The 16,299-nt window shown below is 62.5% G+C and carries 17 protein-coding genes; 8 read left to right on the top strand and 9 right to left on the bottom strand.

Annotated features, from left to right (window positions below):
* Nucleotides 1–14: 14 nt before the first annotated feature.
* Nucleotides 15–863: a transporter substrate-binding domain-containing protein gene (locus tag J3P95_RS10650; RefSeq protein ID WP_434577388.1), complete on the bottom strand. Its 849-nt coding sequence runs from the start codon at nt 861–863 to the stop codon at nt 15–17.
* Between the two features lie 354 nt (nt 864–1,217).
* On the opposite strand from J3P95_RS10650, the gene J3P95_RS10645 reads away from it, so the two are divergent.
* Both J3P95_RS10645 and J3P95_RS10640 read left to right on the top strand, forming a co-directional pair.
* On the top strand, nt 1,218–1,640 hold the full coding sequence (locus tag J3P95_RS10645) for a thioredoxin family protein (protein WP_434577390.1): 423 nt from the start codon (nt 1,218–1,220) through the stop codon (nt 1,638–1,640).
* Nucleotides 1,641–1,840: 200 nt separating this feature from the next.
* Nucleotides 1,841–3,289, top strand: coding sequence for an aldehyde dehydrogenase family protein (locus tag J3P95_RS10640; RefSeq protein WP_434577392.1), 1,449 nt, complete (start codon nt 1,841–1,843; stop codon nt 3,287–3,289).
* A gap of 5 nt (nt 3,290–3,294) precedes the next feature.
* On the opposite strand, the gene J3P95_RS10635 is transcribed toward J3P95_RS10640, so the two are convergent.
* Together J3P95_RS10635 and J3P95_RS10630 are read right to left on the bottom strand one after the other, a co-directional pair.
* A complete protein-coding gene (locus J3P95_RS10635) occupies nt 3,295–3,687 on the bottom strand; it encodes a GFA family protein (protein ID WP_434562777.1) in 393 nt (130 codons plus the stop codon).
* Nucleotides 3,688–3,715: 28 nt separating this feature from the next.
* On the bottom strand, nt 3,716–4,642 hold the full coding sequence (locus tag J3P95_RS10630) for a LysR substrate-binding domain-containing protein (RefSeq protein ID WP_434577394.1): 927 nt from the start codon (nt 4,640–4,642) through the stop codon (nt 3,716–3,718).
* 140 nt (nt 4,643–4,782) lie between these two features.
* Between J3P95_RS10630 and J3P95_RS10625 the strand changes: the two genes are divergently transcribed.
* On the top strand, nt 4,783–5,184 hold the full coding sequence (locus J3P95_RS10625) for a RidA family protein (protein ID WP_186637513.1): 402 nt from the start codon (nt 4,783–4,785) through the stop codon (nt 5,182–5,184).
* A gap of 60 nt (nt 5,185–5,244) precedes the next feature.
* Here J3P95_RS10625 and J3P95_RS10620 read toward each other — a convergent pair whose 3' ends face one another.
* The 4 genes from J3P95_RS10620 to J3P95_RS10605 all read right to left on the bottom strand — a co-directional run bounded on the left by J3P95_RS10620 (nt 5,245) and on the right by J3P95_RS10605 (nt 8,253).
* Nucleotides 5,245–5,724, bottom strand: coding sequence for a VOC family protein (locus tag J3P95_RS10620; RefSeq protein ID WP_434577396.1), 480 nt, complete (start codon nt 5,722–5,724; stop codon nt 5,245–5,247).
* A gap of 67 nt (nt 5,725–5,791) precedes the next feature.
* On the bottom strand, nt 5,792–7,093 hold the full coding sequence (locus tag J3P95_RS10615) for an Nramp family divalent metal transporter (protein WP_434562771.1): 1,302 nt from the start codon (nt 7,091–7,093) through the stop codon (nt 5,792–5,794).
* 142 nt (nt 7,094–7,235) lie between these two features.
* Nucleotides 7,236–7,475 (bottom strand): hypothetical protein, encoded by a 240-nt coding sequence (locus tag J3P95_RS10610; RefSeq protein WP_434562769.1) that lies wholly within the window; start codon nt 7,473–7,475, stop codon nt 7,236–7,238.
* Nucleotides 7,468–8,253 (bottom strand): MlaA family lipoprotein, encoded by a 786-nt coding sequence (locus tag J3P95_RS10605; protein ID WP_434562767.1) that lies wholly within the window; start codon nt 8,251–8,253, stop codon nt 7,468–7,470. Before J3P95_RS10605 ends, J3P95_RS10610 begins: the two co-directional genes overlap by 8 nt.
* A 331-nt stretch (nt 8,254–8,584) precedes the next feature.
* On the opposite strand from J3P95_RS10605, the gene J3P95_RS10600 reads away from it, so the two are divergent.
* The 4 genes from J3P95_RS10600 to kefC all read left to right on the top strand — a co-directional run bounded on the left by J3P95_RS10600 (nt 8,585) and on the right by kefC (nt 13,078).
* Nucleotides 8,585–9,295 (top strand): response regulator, encoded by a 711-nt coding sequence (locus tag J3P95_RS10600; RefSeq protein WP_434577398.1) that lies wholly within the window; start codon nt 8,585–8,587, stop codon nt 9,293–9,295.
* Nucleotides 9,292–10,638: a sensor histidine kinase gene (locus J3P95_RS10595; RefSeq protein ID WP_434577400.1), complete on the top strand. Its 1,347-nt coding sequence runs from the start codon at nt 9,292–9,294 to the stop codon at nt 10,636–10,638. The genes J3P95_RS10600 and J3P95_RS10595 overlap by 4 nt, the downstream gene beginning before the upstream one ends.
* Nucleotides 10,639–10,728: 90 nt before the next feature.
* Nucleotides 10,729–11,250, top strand: a complete 522-nt coding sequence (kefF, locus tag J3P95_RS10590; protein ID WP_434562761.1) for a glutathione-regulated potassium-efflux system oxidoreductase KefF — start codon at nt 10,729–10,731, stop codon at nt 11,248–11,250.
* A 1-nt stretch (nt 11,251) separates the two neighbouring features.
* The gene (gene kefC, locus J3P95_RS10585) at nt 11,252–13,078 is read left to right on the top strand and encodes a glutathione-regulated potassium-efflux system protein KefC (RefSeq protein ID WP_434562759.1); all 1,827 of its coding nucleotides are present in this window, start codon (nt 11,252–11,254) and stop codon (nt 13,076–13,078) included.
* Here the strand turns inward: kefC and J3P95_RS10580 are convergent.
* Both J3P95_RS10580 and J3P95_RS10575 read right to left on the bottom strand, forming a co-directional pair.
* Nucleotides 13,075–14,316: a cytochrome P450 gene (locus J3P95_RS10580; RefSeq protein WP_434562757.1), complete on the bottom strand. Its 1,242-nt coding sequence runs from the start codon at nt 14,314–14,316 to the stop codon at nt 13,075–13,077. The genes kefC and J3P95_RS10580 overlap by 4 nt on opposite strands.
* Before the next feature lie 98 nt (nt 14,317–14,414).
* The gene (locus J3P95_RS10575) at nt 14,415–15,278 is read right to left on the bottom strand and encodes an aldo/keto reductase family oxidoreductase (protein WP_434562755.1); all 864 of its coding nucleotides are present in this window, start codon (nt 15,276–15,278) and stop codon (nt 14,415–14,417) included.
* 100 nt (nt 15,279–15,378) lie between these two features.
* Here J3P95_RS10575 and J3P95_RS10570 point away from each other — a divergent pair, with 100 nt between their 5' ends.
* The gene (locus J3P95_RS10570) at nt 15,379–16,284 is read left to right on the top strand and encodes a LysR family transcriptional regulator (RefSeq protein WP_434577403.1); all 906 of its coding nucleotides are present in this window, start codon (nt 15,379–15,381) and stop codon (nt 16,282–16,284) included.
* Nucleotides 16,285–16,299 lie beyond the last annotated feature (15 nt).

Below are 16,299 nucleotides of genomic sequence, written 5' to 3'. Positions count from 1 at the left end.
CCGGGCTCACAGGGTCATTTGTATTCAACCGGAAAACCAATGGCGGGCGACGGCAACTCGACACCGAACCACTGCTTGAACGACGCCGCATAGGTGGGGAATTCCACGCCGGTCATGGCCTCGTGCAGGGTGGTGTTGACGAAGTTCAACCAGTCCTGGTCGCCGCGCTTGACTGCACAGGCGTAGGTTTGCGGGCTCCAGGCATAGGCCGGGCTGCGGTAGCGCCCAGGGTTCTGCACCATCAGGTATTTGACCGAGGATTGGTCGGTGGCAGCGGCATCGGCGCGGCCGGAGTTCACCGCCTGATACATCAAGTCGACACTGTCGTATTGATCGACCTTGGCCTTGGGCAGCGCCTGGTGCACCAGTTCTTCGGCATAGACGTTCTGCAACACCGCCACGGTGACGTCATCGCCCGCCGCCTTGAGGTCTTCGATCTCCTTGTACCTGCTGTTTGCCGGCAATAGCAGGCCCACCCCTTCGCGGTAGTAAGGCAGGGTGAACGCCACTTGCTGGGCGCGACTGGCGGTGACGGTGATGAACTGGCAACTCATGTCGACCTTGTCCGTCAGCAGGTTGGGAATCCGCGCATCGGACGACTGCACCACGAACTCGACTTTCTCCGGGTCATTGAACAGCCCTTTAGCGAGCATCCGCGCAATGTCGATATCGAACCCCTGCAACTTGCCATCCGCTCCCTGGAAGTGCCACGGCGCGTTGGTGCTGCCGGTGCCCACGATCAATTTCCCGCGTTGCAGTACGCTGTCGAGCTTGCTGTCGGCCGCCTGGGCGACACCCATGGCAGCCGTCGTGGCTGCGAAGAAAAAAACACACGCTTTGAACAAGGAAGGTCGGCGTTGCATGGCAAGCACTCCAAGGTGAGTTTATTCCGCTATACCGGAACGTGGTATGTAACAACGGAATAGACAGCAGAAAGTGTGCCACAGCCTTTCGGCCCTGGGGAGGGATAAATGGAAAGCGAAGGAAATCAGCCAGATAGAAATAATCCACGACTCAGCGGCGTTGCGACGCGAAAGTGCGTTGCTACCCTTGGCTACGGCTGCCGTGTAGCAAGGCCCCATCCCGAAGCGCCGGCGAGTGCCGGGTACACCCGTCGCACCGAAACGGGGCCGTCTAACTGTCAACTCTGACAGTAGCGATGCCGGGGCCTGTTGCTTATCGTTTCAGGCACCGTCTCGATAGCAGGGAAGCCAGCCATGAGTTCGCTCATTACCCACGTCACGACCCAAACGGACTACCGCAACGCCCTCAAGACCTGGCGCCCGGTGATTTTCTATTTCGGCCATCCGCACTGCTACGCCTGCGGCATGGCCGACCCGCTGTTCTGCAAAGTCGCCGAAGCCTTCGTAAACCGCGCCGTGATCTACAAACTGAGCACCGACCAGTCGCCCCGGCATCCACACGTCACCGGGACGCCCACTGTGCTGTTCTATAAAGACGGGAAGTTGCGCCGCAAGCTCAAGGGCATCGGCGACCAGGCCTCACTGGTCCAGGCATTCAACGAACTGGTCGGGCGGACCAGACCCAGGCGCGCGCCGCCGGCGTCCCGTCACGATTTGCGCTGGCTGCATAAACGATTGCAACGCTGTGTACGGTGCGCCGCGGGCCGGTGCTTTTGAGATTACGAGCGCTGCCTCGTTAACGCCATCCACGAAACCGATGTCGCTACATTTTTTGCGAAGTTAGCCTGGCAGATACAGCAGATTGTTCTTTGTCGGGCTCAACAACGGCACATCCCGCCAGGACCGCTTTGTTAGTTTATCGGGAAGAATCACGGCCTGCTTTCGGCTACGTCGTCACTGCTTCAGGAGCCCGTTGGATGACCACCCAAACCTCGAATATTGCACAAACCACCGGGCAGTTTTATATCGATGGACGCTGGCAGTCGCCAGCCCGATCAATGACGCTATCGGTGATCAATCCCGCCACCGAAGAAATCATCGCCGAGGTTGCCCAAGGCTCCTCCCAAGACGTCGACCGCGCCGTCGCGGCGGCTCGCGCGGCGTTTCCCGGTTGGGCCGCGACGCCGGTGGCGGACCGTGCATTGATCGTCGGCAAGATTCACGAGCTGATGCTCGAACGTAAGGAAGCGCTGGCCCAGATGCTGTGCCTGGAGATGGGCGCGGCCATCGGTTTCGCGCGGTCCATGCAGGTGCCATTGGCCGCCGAGCACGTTCGGGTCGCGCGCGATGTGCTGACTTCCTATCGCTTCCAACACGTCGAAAACGGCACGGCCATCGTGCGTGAACCCATCGGTGTCTGCGGCCTGATCACGCCATGGAATTGGCCGCTTTACCAGATCACCGCCAAGGTCGCGCCGGCGATAGCCGCCGGCTGCACCGTGGTGCTCAAGCCCAGCGAACTGTCGCCCTTGAGCGCCCTGTTTTTCGCCCAGTTGGTGCATGACTCGGGCCTCCCCGCCGGCGTATTCAACCTGGTCAATGGCAACGGTGCCGAGGTCGGCACGGCCATGGCGGCACACCCGGACATCGACATGATCTCCATCACCGGCTCCAACCGCGCGGGCGCCTTGGTCGCGCAAGCTGCCGCCGCCACGGTGAAGCGCGTCACCCAGGAGCTGGGCGGCAAGTCGCCGAATATATTGCTGCCCGACGCGGACTTCGCCAAAGCCGTGCCGCCGGGGGTGTTGTCGGCGTTCCGCAACGTCGGCCAGTCGTGCAGCGCACCAACCCGAATGATTGTGCCGCGCAACCGCTTGGCGGAAGTCGAGGCGCTGGCCGCCGCCACCGCCAACGCGATCATCGTCGGTGACCCCTTGTCGGAAGAAACCGTACTGGGTCCGATCGCCAACGAGGCACAGTTCAAGCGCGTGCAGGCCATGATCGAAGCGGGCTTGGCTGAAGGGGCAAAACTGCTCTGCGGCGGTCCGGGGCGCGTAGCGGGTTTCGAGAAAGGCTTCTACACCCGGCCAACGGTGTTCTCCCACGTCAGCACCGGCATGCGCATCGCCCAGGAAGAGATCTTCGGCCCGGTGCTGTGCATCATCCCCTACGACACGGTGGATGAAGCGGTGGCCATCGCCAACGACACCGTCTACGGCCTGGGCGCCCATGTCCAAGGCCAGGACCTCGATCAGGCCCGCGCCGTGGCCGCGCGCATCCGCGCCGGGCAAGTGCTGTTGAACTACCCGGCCTGGAATCCCATGGCGCCATTCGGGGGTTACAAGCGTTCGGGAAACGGACGCGAATATGGGGTGCATGGGTTTGAGGAATATCTGGAAATCAAGGCGATTGTCGGGTTCGAGTGACTGCCCTACTCCTCGAACCGCCCCGTGCCCTCACGATCACGTTCGTAGTGCCGGGCCAGCGCAAACGCCGGCAGCCAGGACTCGCGGCGCACGGTCCAGCTTTCGTAGGTGGGCATCAGTTGGTCGGGCGCATCCAGCGTGCCCAGGTTCAGTTCAATCTCGTCGCCACTGCGGGCGAACAGGGATGAGCCGCAGGTGGGGCAGAAATGGCGCCCGGCATAGTCCCGGGTTGCGCCCGTGATCGTCACCGCGTCCTCGGGGAACACCGCGGCGGCGTAAAACACTGCGCCAAGGTGCTTGCGGCAATCGAGGCAGTGGCAAAGGCCGACCCGGTATGGGCGCCCCGAAGCTTCAATGCGAATGTTGCCGCACAGGCAACCGCCGGTGAATCGGTCCATTGTGCATCTCCTCTGCTATCGAGAATTTTCATGACGTGTGCCGATCAAGAATAGGTGCATGTTGCGCCATCAGCTCGACCACCCAGTCGATGAACACTCGCAACTTGGCGCTGATGTGACGGTTCGGCGGGTAAGCCACGTAGAGCGGCATCGGGTCCAGGCGCCAGCCTGCGAACAGCGGCACCAGCGTACCCTGCGCCTCGTGGAGTCGTGACATGTAGCTGGGCAGCCAGAGTATTCCCAACCCCGCCAGGCCTGCGGCGAGGTAAGCGTTGCCATCGTCGACCGCCACGACGTAACGCCCTTTGATGTGCAGGCGCTCGTCGTGGTTGTGCATGGCGTAAGGCAGCGCTTTGCCGGTGCGTGCCCAGAGGAAACCGACGATGCGGTGCTCGGAATCCTCCAGTTCCCGGGGATGGACGGGCGTGCCCACGCGCGCCAGGTAACTCGGCGCGGCGAAGACGCCGAGGGCCAGGTCGCCGACGCGCCGGGCGATCAGCGACTGATCCGTCAGTTCGCCGCCACGCACCACGCAATCGACGTTTTCATCAATGATGTCGACGATGCGATCGCTCACGCCCATGTCGATCTGGATGTCCGGGTAGCGGGCATGAAAAGCCGGCAGCGCCGGCACCAGGATTATCGCGGCCAGCGGGCTCGGCACATCCACCCGCAGACGCCCTCGAGGCAGCGCCTGAGCGCTGGACAGGCTGGTCTCGGCATCGTCCATGTCAGCCAGCAGGCGAATCGCCCGCTCGTAGAAGACCGCGCCGTCAGCGGTGACATTGACCTTGCGCGTCGTGCGGTTGAGCAACTTGACCCGCAAGCGTGCCTCGAGCTGCTGCACCAGTTGGGTCACGGTGGTCTTGCTCATGTGCAGGGTTTGCGCCGCCTTGGTAAAACTGCCCGCCTCCACCACTCGAACAAACGCCTGCATCGCATCGAAACGATCCATCTTCCCCGCCACCTCCGTCAGATTGTTCGGAATTCACAAACAGTGAGCGCCAAGGTTGCTCGTTTATCGCCCGGGGACAAGCCCCTAGAGTGACGTCAACGATGAATTCGCGTCGTTCCACATGATTTCCGGAGGTCCCCATGACACCGCGTGACGTAGTTTTCCCACCCGGACGCCAGGCGCTATACGAACGCAACCGCTATTCGCCGGCGATTCGTTCCAATGGTTTCCTGTTCGTGTCCGGGCAAGTCGGCAGCACCGAGGATGGCTCGCCCGAGCCCGTGCTGGAAGACCAGGTCCGCCGCGCCTTCAACAATCTCAAGGCGATACTCGCCGCCGCAGATTGCAGCTTTGACGATGTGGTCGATGTCACGGTCTTCATGGTCGACCCGCAGTCGATTTTCGAGCGGGTCTGGAGCGTCGTGCCCGAATTCTGGGGCAACGCGCCGCACCCGACGCTGACGGCCGTAGGCGTGACGTGGCTGTATGGTTTTCAGTTCGAGATCAAGGTGATCGCCAAATTGCCTGAAGGCGACAGGTAACGCGTTGACCTACGCACGACAAAGCAATGCCATCGCGAGCAGGTCCGCGATGGCGAAGCGTCAACCTTTCACCGCTGCCTGGATCGCCGCGATGTCGATCCTGGTCATCGTCATCATGGCTTCGAAGGCACGCTTGGCGGCGGCCTTGTCGGTGCTGGTGACGGCATCGACCAGCACGCGGGGACTGATCTGCCACGACACACCCCATTTGTCCTTGCACCAGCCGCAGGCGCTGGCCTGGCCGCCGTTGTCGATGATCGCGTTCCACAAGCGGTCCGTTTCGGCCTGGTCATCGGTGGCGACCTGGAACGAAAAAGCCTCGTTGTGCTTGAACATCGCGCCGCCGTTGAGCCCGATACAAGGGATGCCGATCACCGTGAAATCCACGGTGATCACATCGCCCTGCTGGCCGGCCGGGTAATCGCCCGGCGCATGATGGATGGCGTTCACTGCGCTGTCGGGAAACGTCCTTGCATAGAACTCCGCCGCTTCCTGCGCAGTGCCGTCGTACCAGAGACAGATCCTGTTTTTATTGTTCATTGCGCTTCTCCGAAAGGGACTGGACGGTAAAGTCTAGCAGCCCCCCGCGAAGGTGAATGACCAGGCCTCAGGTGAACAGATCGACACCCAGTTGGAATGCAACCCACAGCGCCAGGCCAGTGGCAAAGACCAGGGCGATGTTTTCGAACAGGTTGTTGCGGTATTCCTTGCTCAGCAACGACTTCTGGTTGGACATGATCAACAGGCCCAGGGAAATCACCGGCAAGCCAATGATGTTCAGCGCATTGACGCCGATGGTCAGGGTCACGAAGTCCGGCATACCGGGCAGCGACCAGATCAGCGGTGTCACGAGGATGAACAGCATGAACCACTTGTGCATCGGGTCGCGATGGAATTCCTTGCCATAACGCTCGCGACGCTCGGGCTTGACGTGCTGGAAGGCGTCGGTGATGAGCATCGGAAACGCCGTGGTCTTGCCGGAAATACTGGCGAACAACGTGGCGAAGACACCGATGAAGAAGACGTACCAACCGATCGGGCCGAAGAAGATTTCCAGGGCCTTGCCCAAGTCGCCCAGGGTGTTGACCTCAATGCCGTTGGGCCGCAGGATTTCCGCGCCGACGATCCAGATCGCCAGGTTGATGACGATGCCGACGAACACCGCAAACAGCAGGTCGTTACGCTGGATGCGCTTGTGCTCCGGCCCGACCCAACCTTTCTGGCGCATGACGTAGGGGTGGACGAAGTTGGCGATGGAACCCGCCACCGCACCGATCACCGACACCGCCACCAGCAGCGCACCGTGCACGCCTTCATCGGGCGGGATGCTGAAGCCGATGGTGCCTTTGACGATACCGGCGACATCCGGCCCGGACATCACCGCCAGCGCCAGGAACGCCAGGGTCATGATCGCCAGCAGCGCCTTCATCACGCCCTCGATCATCGTGTAGATATTGCGACCGACGAGCATCCACACCGCCAGCACCACCGCCACCGAACAGAGCAGCGCGTAGTCCGTCTTGAGCAGCATGGCCAAGGCCTCGCCGGCGCCCTTGATCATGTAGGCATTCATCAGATGCCCCATGAGCAGCGCATACACCAGCAGGAACCAGGCAAAGAACGGATTGAGTTGCGCGTAGCCTTGCAGGATGGTCATGCCCTGGTTATTGCAGAGCTGGAAGCGCGCGATGATGTTGACGATCAGGTATCGAAGCAGCAGCGACACCGCCAACACCCACATCATGGCGTAGCCGTAGTTTGCGCCGGCCACGGAAGAGGTGATGAGGTCGCCGGCGCCCAGCCAGGACAGTACCGCGATGATACCGGGGCCAAGTAGCTTCAACAGTCGTGTGAAGCGGCCTCGCGCGGGGGCACTGGCCTTGCCTTCTACGGAAGGAATGCTCGACATGGATGGATCTCCGTTATTTTTTTTGTGCGAACGGCGACAGTCCATCATATTTCGTACGACATCGTACAACCAAAATTAAACCGGGAGTATGTAAAAATGTTTCCAGGCCTGAGGTATGGGAAAACGCCACTACGGCAAGCCCTCACGGGACACTCCCCTGCTCGCCATGGTTGATCATCCAGCGAATCATGCTCGCCACCGGCACGCGATAGTGTTGGACCGCGTTCAAACCCGCCTGCTCATGCCGATATCGTTCGACATAGCGGCTGAGCAACACATGACTGCCATCCTCGGCAAGCCGCAGCTCAACTTCGTGGCAATGCAGAGCACCTTGGCCGAGGGTTTTCACCCGACGGCGCAGGACCAGCGCTTCGCTATTCATCCGCGGCCCCTTCTTCCTGGCATTGCGGCTCGTCTTGCACGGAGCCCAGTTTGCCGTCGGCGACGAAGTCGGCGCGCCGTTGCGCGATCGCGTCGCGGAGCGCCACGTAATAATCGGGTTGGGTTTGCAGCTTGTCGGTGAGCGGCAACGCCTCGGCGCGACCATCGACAACACCACCCACGGTCTTGATCGTGCCCAACGTCTCGACGGTATCGCTGTTGCTGCCGAACGGGTCCACGGCGAAGCTCACCACCTTGCCGGTCGCATCGCGCAAATTGCCGGTGCCAAACAACGGCAGCTCGACAATCGGCCCGGGGGCGATGTTCCAGACGCCGAAGGTCTGGCCGAAATCGGCCTCGTGGCGCTCGATGCCCATCTTGCCCGACACGTCGATCAGCCCGACCATGCCCACGGTGGTGTTGATGACAAACCGCCCCAAGGTGGTGACCGAGCGCTGCCCGTTGCCTTGCAACAGATCGTTGATGAACACCTTGGGCTCGCCGAAGTTGGCGACGAAATTGTGCACGCCGGTCTGGACCATGTCCGGCAGTTTGCGATAACCCCGGGCGACGGGGGCCAGCGCGTAATCGTCGAGCGTGCGGTTGAAAGCGAAGATGCCGCGGTTCACCGGCTCGACGGGGTCGTGCACGGCGTAGGGAGCAGGCTGGCAACTGCCTGGCGTTGCCGGGGGCGTGCTGGTGCAACCGCTGGCAAACGCCGCCAGCGCAACGATGACAGTGGATCGAGCAAGCAGCGGCGCGGGTCTGGCGATCGGCATACAGAATTATCTCGGCGAGGAATAAGGAGTGCCTACCCGTTGAAAGCCGAACACCAAACCCGTGGCGAGGGAGCTTGCTCCCGCTGGGTCGCGAAGCGGCCCCCAAAAATCCATGAGCGCTTCGCACTCAAGCGGGAGCAAGCTCCCTCGCCACAGGGTTCAGTGCACAGCTTCATTGGCTGACATCGATGCAAGCCTGCCGCTGTTTTCTTGCCTGAAGATTTCCGCAATGTTGCGCGCCGGTCGCTTTGTTTCCAGATTGAAATATATGACGCAAGCGGCGGATTGACCCTAGTATCGCCTCCTGTATCCCTTGCCCGACGTGACCACTGTGAGCCATCTACTCCTGGTGGACGACGACCTCGAAGTCCTCGCCCTCCTGCGCAAATTCCTCGAACAACATGGTTATAGCGTTGAGGTCGCCGCCGACGGCAACGCCTTGTGGCAAGCGGTGGAACGTCGGCAGCCAGACCTGATCATTCTTGACGTCATGCTCCCCGGCGATAACGGGCTGGTGCTTTGCCAACGGTTAAGGACCGAACACCGGGTCGGCATCGTCATGCTCACCGCCATGGGCGAGTTGAGCGATCGCGTCGTCGGCCTGGAAATGGGCGCCGACGATTACCTGACCAAACCCTTCGACGCGCGGGAGCTGCTGGCCCGGGTGCGCGCCGTCCTGCGGCGTACCGGCGAAGCCAGGGGTAGCCAGGGCGATATCTCCCGGCCGGTGCTGGAATTCGAAGGCTGGCAGCTGGACGTCACTCGCCGCGAGTTGCGCTCCCCCGACAAGGTCATGATCCCGCTGTCTGCCGGGGAATTCGAGCTGCTGCTGGTGTTCGCCGAACACCCGCGCCGCGTACTGACCCGCCAGCAGTTGCTAGATATGGCTCGTGGCGAAACCTTCGATGCGTTTGACCGCAGCATCGATGTCCAGGTCAGCCGACTGCGGCGCAAACTGGAGTCCGACGTTACGGGCCCATCGATGATCCGCACCGTTCGCAACAGCGGCTACCTGTTCAGTCCCCACGTGGTGAAGCGATGATCAGCCAGCGCACCAAAGTGCCTCGGCCACGGGACACGGTCGCACGCTGGATCGCCCTGACCACGATGCTCGCAATGTTGACGCTGCTGGCCCTCAACGAGCTGTTTTCCCTGCTGGCCGGCGCCTGGGCGCGCCCTCCCCTGATGGAAACCGGCCTGATGGAAAAGGCGGCGGCCATCACCCGCATCATCGACTCGGTCGACTCCGGACGACGGCTCGACATTGCCAAGGCCGCCAGCGACCAAGGGCTCAGCGTGCAGTGGTTGCAGCGCCGTGAAGAGGCGCGGTTGCCCATCGTCGACGACCCGGAGTTCAGCGAGGGCTCGGCGTTTTTGCGTCGTCAACTGGGCAGGCCCGACGCCCGCGTAGAAGCCTACGAGCCGGGCGATTGGCCCACCGATGATCCCGCTCGGCGCTACGCCCTGATCATCGAGCTGGCCGACCATACCTGGGTGGACCTTTCCGTGGCCTCACGCAGCTGGGGCCTGGGGGAATGGCAGCGCAACCTGATCATTATCGCGCTGATCCTGCTCTCGACATTGATCGTCGCCCTGATTGCCACGCGGCACCTGGCGACACCGCTGGAACGCTTCGCCGAGGGCGCCAGGCGCTTCGGCGTGGATTTCCGGGCGCCGCCCATCCCGGTCGTCGGCCCCTTCGAGATCCGCCAGGCGATCCTGGCGTTCAATGCCATGCAGGCCCAGCTCAAGCATTTCGTCCAGGACCGCACACAAATGCTCGCGGCCATTTCCCATGATTTGCGGGCACCGTTGACCCGCATGCGCCTGCGCGGGGAATTCATCGAGGACGCCGAACAGCAATCGAGATTATTCAGGGACGTCGATGAAATGCAGGCGATGGTCAACGCGGCATTGGAGTTCTTCCGCGACGAAGCGCGGCTCGAGCACGCCACGGCATTCGACCTGGCAGAACTGCTGCACACTGTCGTCGATGACTTCAGGGACGCAGGTATCGAGGTCTACTTTGAGGGCGCCCAGCGGTTTGTCTATGTAGGCCGGCCCATCGGGATAAAACGTGCGCTGACCAACCTGATCGACAACGCGATCAAATACGGCACCGAGCCCAGCGTCCAGCTCAAGGCCTATACGGACTGCGTCGAGATCCGCGTCCTCGACCGCGGTCCGGGCATCGCGCCGCCATTTCACGAGCAAGTCTTCGCGCCATTCTTTCGCATCGAGGGTTCGCGCAACAAGAACACCGGCGGCGTCGGCCTGGGCCTGTCGGCGGCGCGGGCGACGGTGCTGGAGCATGGCGGCACGCTGACCCTCAGGAATCGGCGCGATGGTGGCCTGGAGGTCAAAGTCACGCTCCCGCTCAATTGACTCCTAGGCGAACAATGCCCTAAACATCACGCGCCTTCCCCGGTAGGATGTCCGGCCTTTGCCTTGGACCCAGTCGCCTGGAATTGCCTGATGATCCTGATCGTTTACGCCCATCCCTACCCCGACCAGTCGCGGGTCAACCAGCAAATGCTCAAGCGCGCGTCCGCCAATCCGCACGTGGTGATACGGTCTCTCTACGACCTCTATCCCAACTTCGACATCGACGTCGAGGCCGAACAGCGCGCCGTCGAACAGGCAGGCCTGGTCGTGCTCCAGCATCCGATGTACTGGTACAGCATGCCGCCCCTGCTGAAATTGTGGATCGATAAGGTGTTTACCCACGGCTGGGCGTACGGCAAAGGCGCAACGGCCCTCACGGACAAAAGCCTGCTCTGGGCGGTGACCACCGGCGGCGAACACGATCATTTCCAGATGGGCGCCTATCCAGGCTTTTGCGTGCTGGCCCAGCCCCTCCAGGCGACCGCACTTTACTGCCACATGCGCTGGTTGGAGCCGGTGGTCGTGCATGGCGCGTATGCCGCCGAATCCGACGCCCAACGCGCACAAATCGAACACTACGGCGAACGCCTGGCCGCCTGGAAGGAAGATTGATATGGAGACCCATAGCCTGATTGAAATGCTGATCTACCTGGCCTCGGCGACGTTGATCGTACCGATTGCCGTACGTTTCGGCCTGGGCCCGGTGTTGGGTTACCTGCTGGCCGGCTGCGTGATCGGTCCGTGGGGGCTGAAGCTGATTACCGACGTAAAGGCCATCCTGGAGTTCGCCGAAATCGGCGTGGTCCTGATGCTGTTCATCATCGGCCTTGAGCTCGATCCCAAACGCCTGTGGGCGTTGCGTCGGATGGTGTTTGGTGGCGGCGCGCTACAGATGCTCGCTTGCGGTGCCGCCATTGCGGCGTTCTGCGCAGCCCTCGGGCTGGGTTGGACGGCCGCTCTGCTGGTGGGCCTGACCCTGAGCCTTTCCTCCACGGCCATCGCCATGCAGGCGATGAGCGAACGCAACCTGACCGCGACCGCCGTGGGCCGCAGCAGCTTTGCCGTGCTGCTGTTCCAGGACATCGCGGCCATTCCGCTGGTCGCCATGATCCCGTTGCTGTCGGCCCACGGCAATACACCGTCGGGCACCGCCCTGGCGTTGTCGATCGTCAAGATCGTCGCCGCCATCAGCGTCGTCGTGCTGCTCGGGCGTTACGTGACGCGACCGCTGCTGCGCTTCGCCGCTCGCTCGGGCCTGCGTGAAATCTTCAGTGCCGTGGCGCTGTTCCTGGTGTTCGGCTTCGGCTTTCTGCTGGAAGAAGCCGGCCTGTCGATGGCCATGGGCGCCTTCCTCGCCGGCGTGCTGCTGGCCAGTTCTGAATACCGCCACGCCTTGGAGAGCGACATCGAACCGTTCAAGGGCCTGCTACTGGGGTTGTTCTTCATCGGCGTCGGCATGTCGATCGATTTCGGCACGCTGATCGATTCACCGCTGAAAGTCATCACCCTGACCCTCGGGTTCATCCTGATCAAGCTGTTGGTGATCAAGACCGTCAGCCGCTTCCTCAACGTCCCCGACGGCCAGCGTTCCTGGCAGGCGGTATTGCTCGGCCAGGGCAGCGAGTTCGCCTTTGTGGTGTTCGGCGCCGCGACGCTGGCCGGCATCCTGACCGATCAGTGGGGCAAGAGCCTGACGCTGGCGGTGGCCCTGTCGATGTGCGTGACGCCGCTGCTGATTCTGCTGCTGGAGCGGATCGAGTCGGCCAGCAAGAAAGACCGCCAGGAATCCGACCTCGTCGACCAGCAGAACCCGCGGGTGATCATTGCCGGCTTCGGCCGTTTCGGACAGATCGCCGGACGTTTGCTGATGTCCTGCGGCGTCGAGGTGGTGGTCCTGGATCACGACCCTGACAACATCGAGACGCTGCGCAAATTCGGCGTGAAAGTGTTCTACGGCGATGCCACGCGCCTCGACCTGTTGCACGCGGCCGGCGCGGCACAGGCGGCGGTGCTGATCAATGCGATCGACGATCAGCAAGACAACCTGACGCTGACCCGGTTGGCCCAGGAGCACTTCCCCACGTTGAAACTGGTCGTCCGCGCGCGGGACATGGGCCACCTGATCAACCTGCGGCAGATGGGTGTCGAGGTTGCCGAGCGGGAAACCTTCGAAAGCGCGCTGGCGTTGGGTCGCCGGGCACTGGTGCAGATGGGTGTCGGCGCTTACGAGGCGCGCGAACGCGCCGATCAGTTCCGCCGCTTGAATCTGCAGATGCTCGAGGAAATCGTCGCCCAACCGGAAGATGACCTCACGTTCCGGCACGACGCCTACCGACGCGCCAACGCGTTGCTCACCGAGATGTTCAACGAAGACCGCGCCCGCCCCGTCGACAGCTGGCCGGAACACCATCGAAACGAGACGGATGAGGCGCGTGGCTAGCCGGTCACCACTGACATCAGCACCGGCTCCCTGGGCAACATGGGCAGGCGTTGAAAATCGACTTCTTTCACCACCAGCCGCCATTGGACATGGCGGCACAGATGTTCGAAAGTTTTCTGCATCAGGGCCAGCGTCAGCGGCTCGCCCGGGCAGCGGTGATAGGTGTAATCCCCGCCGCCCTGGCTGATGACAGAGGTTCTCATGGGGCACCGGCCGAAACGTTCGGGCGCAAAGCTTTCCGGGGTTTTCCAGTGCGCCGGATCACGGTTGGAGCCAAACAGATCGAGCAGCACCCGAGTGCCTTTTTCGAAGCGGTAGCCTCGCCACTCGAAACTCTCGCGCACAAACGCCGCCACCATTGGAAAGAACGCGTAAAAGCGCCGCGTTTCCTCGGCAAAAGCCCAAGCCGCAGCGTCATCGCGAGCAATGCTGGCGCGCCATTGCGGCCGGCGTTCCAACTCGATCAGCCCGAACAACAGAAAGCGCCCCACCGCCACCACTGGACGCAAAATATTTAGCAGCTCCACTGCCGCTATCCGCGGCGGGAGCAACTGGCCCTGCTCATCGCGATGCCATGCGAGTTGTTGCAGCGGGGTCTGCTGCGATGCTGGCGCCGGGTCTTGCCGACAGTTTTCTATCCAGCGCGCCGCCTGGGCCTCGCAGGCCTTGCGCCGCATCCAGGCGGCCGGCATCCGCCAGTCGACGCGGCCGTTGCCATCGATCAGCGAGGCGAGCCGACGGGTCAACCGGTGCATTTGCCGATCACTCATCATTGGCACGCCGGCCCACTCGCAGACCGATCGACACAGCAGCGCCTCGATCCACGGCAGGAATTCGATCGGCTGGTTCGCCGCAAGCTTCGCCGCCGCTTCGCTCAAGTGAGCCTCGTAGAGGCCGACCAGGCGGTTTACGCTTTCCTTGTCCAGCACGTCGAGAAACAGCTGCTTGCGTCGCGCATGAGGTGCGCCATCCAGACCCTGGACGCCGCCAGCGCCCAACAGGATGTTGCGCAGCGGCGCCGGCGTCGACGTGGGGGTCCGGACGAAGCGCCGCGCATCGTAGAACAGCTCCACCGCTTCCAGCCCACTGAGGCACAGCGTGCGCCGTCCCAGCAGTCGGGTCTGGAAAACCGGACTGCCATAGGCGACGCAACGCTTGCGTATGAACGGGTAGCCCTCGCGCAAGAAAGCCAAGGTTGAATCAGCCCAGCGGTGGCCGGGAATAGAAGGGTCTGCCATGACGAAATCCTTGCCTGACAACGATATGTCTGGGACATCGCCCGGCTGGACCCTGTTCGATTTTTCAGGCGAATGGAGACTGCCCGGAGGGGCTGCGGCTAAACCATGGCGTCAAGCTCAGCCAACATAGGCGCCGGAATGTGCAGCTCACTGGCCGAGATATTTTCCCGCAGGTGAGCCACTGACGACGTACCGGGAATCAGCAGGATATTCGGCGCACGTTGCAGCAGCCATGCCAGCGCAACGCACAGCGGCGACGCCTCCAGGCGCGCGGCAACGTTCGACAACGTTTCCGATTGCAGCGGCGTAAAGCCACCCAGTGGGAAGAACGGCACGTAGGCAATGCCCTGGCGGCCCAGGTCGGCGATAAGTTGTTCATCGTCGCGATGGGTCAGGTTGTAGTGATTCTGCACGCAGACCACCTTGGCGATGCCTTGGGCCTCCCTGACTTGCGCTGCCGTGATGTTGCTCAGGCCCAGATGGCGGATCAAGCCTTGGCGCTGCAACTCGGCCAATGCTGTGAAGGACTCTTCAATCGATCCTTCAGCGGGCGCATGCACATCGCCCATGACCCGCAGGTTGACCACGTCCAGCACCTCGACGTCGAGGTTGCGCAGGTTGTCGTGCACCGCACGGGTCAGCTCGGCGGGGCTCTGGGCTGCGTTCCATGACGCATCGGCGCCACGAACAGCACCGACCTTGGTCACGATGACCAGGTCGTCGGCGTAAGGGTGCAGCGCCTCGCGGATCAGTTGGTTGGTGACATGGGGCCCGTAAAAATCGGCGGTATCGATGTGATTGACTCCGGCCGCCAAGGCTTCGCGCAGCACGGCGATGGCCGCCGCCGGGTCCTTGGGCGGTCCGAAGACCTGCGGCCCCGCCAGTTGCATCGCGCCGTAGCCCATGCGGTTGACCGTACGGTTACCCAGTAAAAAAGTCCCTGCCTTGTCTGCCCTGCTCATCGCGTACCCCTTGAATTAGTCTGTGTGAGCCGACTATAGGCGTTGACCACTCCACTGATAATCAGGTGCAATCCGAACGGGTTGTACGACGGAGAGAACAATGGCGACGGACATTCAAGACTTGCTGGCCTTTGTGGCGGTGGTCAATGCGCGGGGATTTCGAGAAGGCGCCCGGCTCAGCGGCAAATCCGCCTCCAGCCTCAGCGACGCGGTACGCCGAATTGAAAGCCGACTCGGCGTGCGCCTGCTCAACCGCACCACCCGCAGCGTGGTGCCGACCGAGGCCGGCGCACGGTTGATGGAACGGATCGTGCCGGCCTTGGGCGAGGTCGAATCCGCGCTGGACGTCGTCAACGATTTTCGCGACCGTCCCTCGGGCACCCTCAGGTTGAATGTCCCCGTCAGCGCCGCCCGGCTGGTGTTGCCTTCAATCGTCGCGCCATTTCTGAAAAGCTATCCCGACATCCGCCTGGAAGTGGTCACCGAAGAGAGCTTCGTCGACATGCTCGCCGCCGGGTGTGACGCGGGTATTCGCTACGACGAGCGTCTTGAACAGGACATGATCGCGATCCCCATCGGTCCCCGCCTCCAACGCTTCGCGACCGCTGCCTCACCGGCGTATCTTGACGCCAGGGGCCGGCCCGAGCATCCACGAGACTTGCTGCAACACGCTTGCCTGGCGGGCAAGTTTCCCAGCGGTGCGTTGCCGCTCTGGGAATATGAGCGCGACGGCGAGACCATCAGCGTCGAACCGAACGGCCCGCTGATCGTGCGCATCGGCGGTGCCATGGACCTCGCGGTGCAGGCTGCGGTGGATGGGCTGGGGATCGTCCACCTGTTCGAGGACTGGCTTCGACCGCACCTGGACAGTGGCGCACTCGAGCCAGTGCTCGAACCCTGGTGGCAGCGCTTTACCGGACCATTCCTCTACTACCCCGGACGCCGTTACCTGCCCTCGCCGCTGAGGGCGTTTGTGGACTTCATCAATGAGAACCGCGGTAGCTGAGGGGGTCGGGGCGCA

Source organism: Pseudomonas sp. Z5-35 (assembly GCF_051131945.1).
Classification (GTDB): Bacteria; Pseudomonadota; Gammaproteobacteria; order Pseudomonadales; family Pseudomonadaceae; genus Aquipseudomonas; species Aquipseudomonas marvdashtae.
This window is presented reverse-complemented; position numbering and strand designations above follow the sequence as displayed.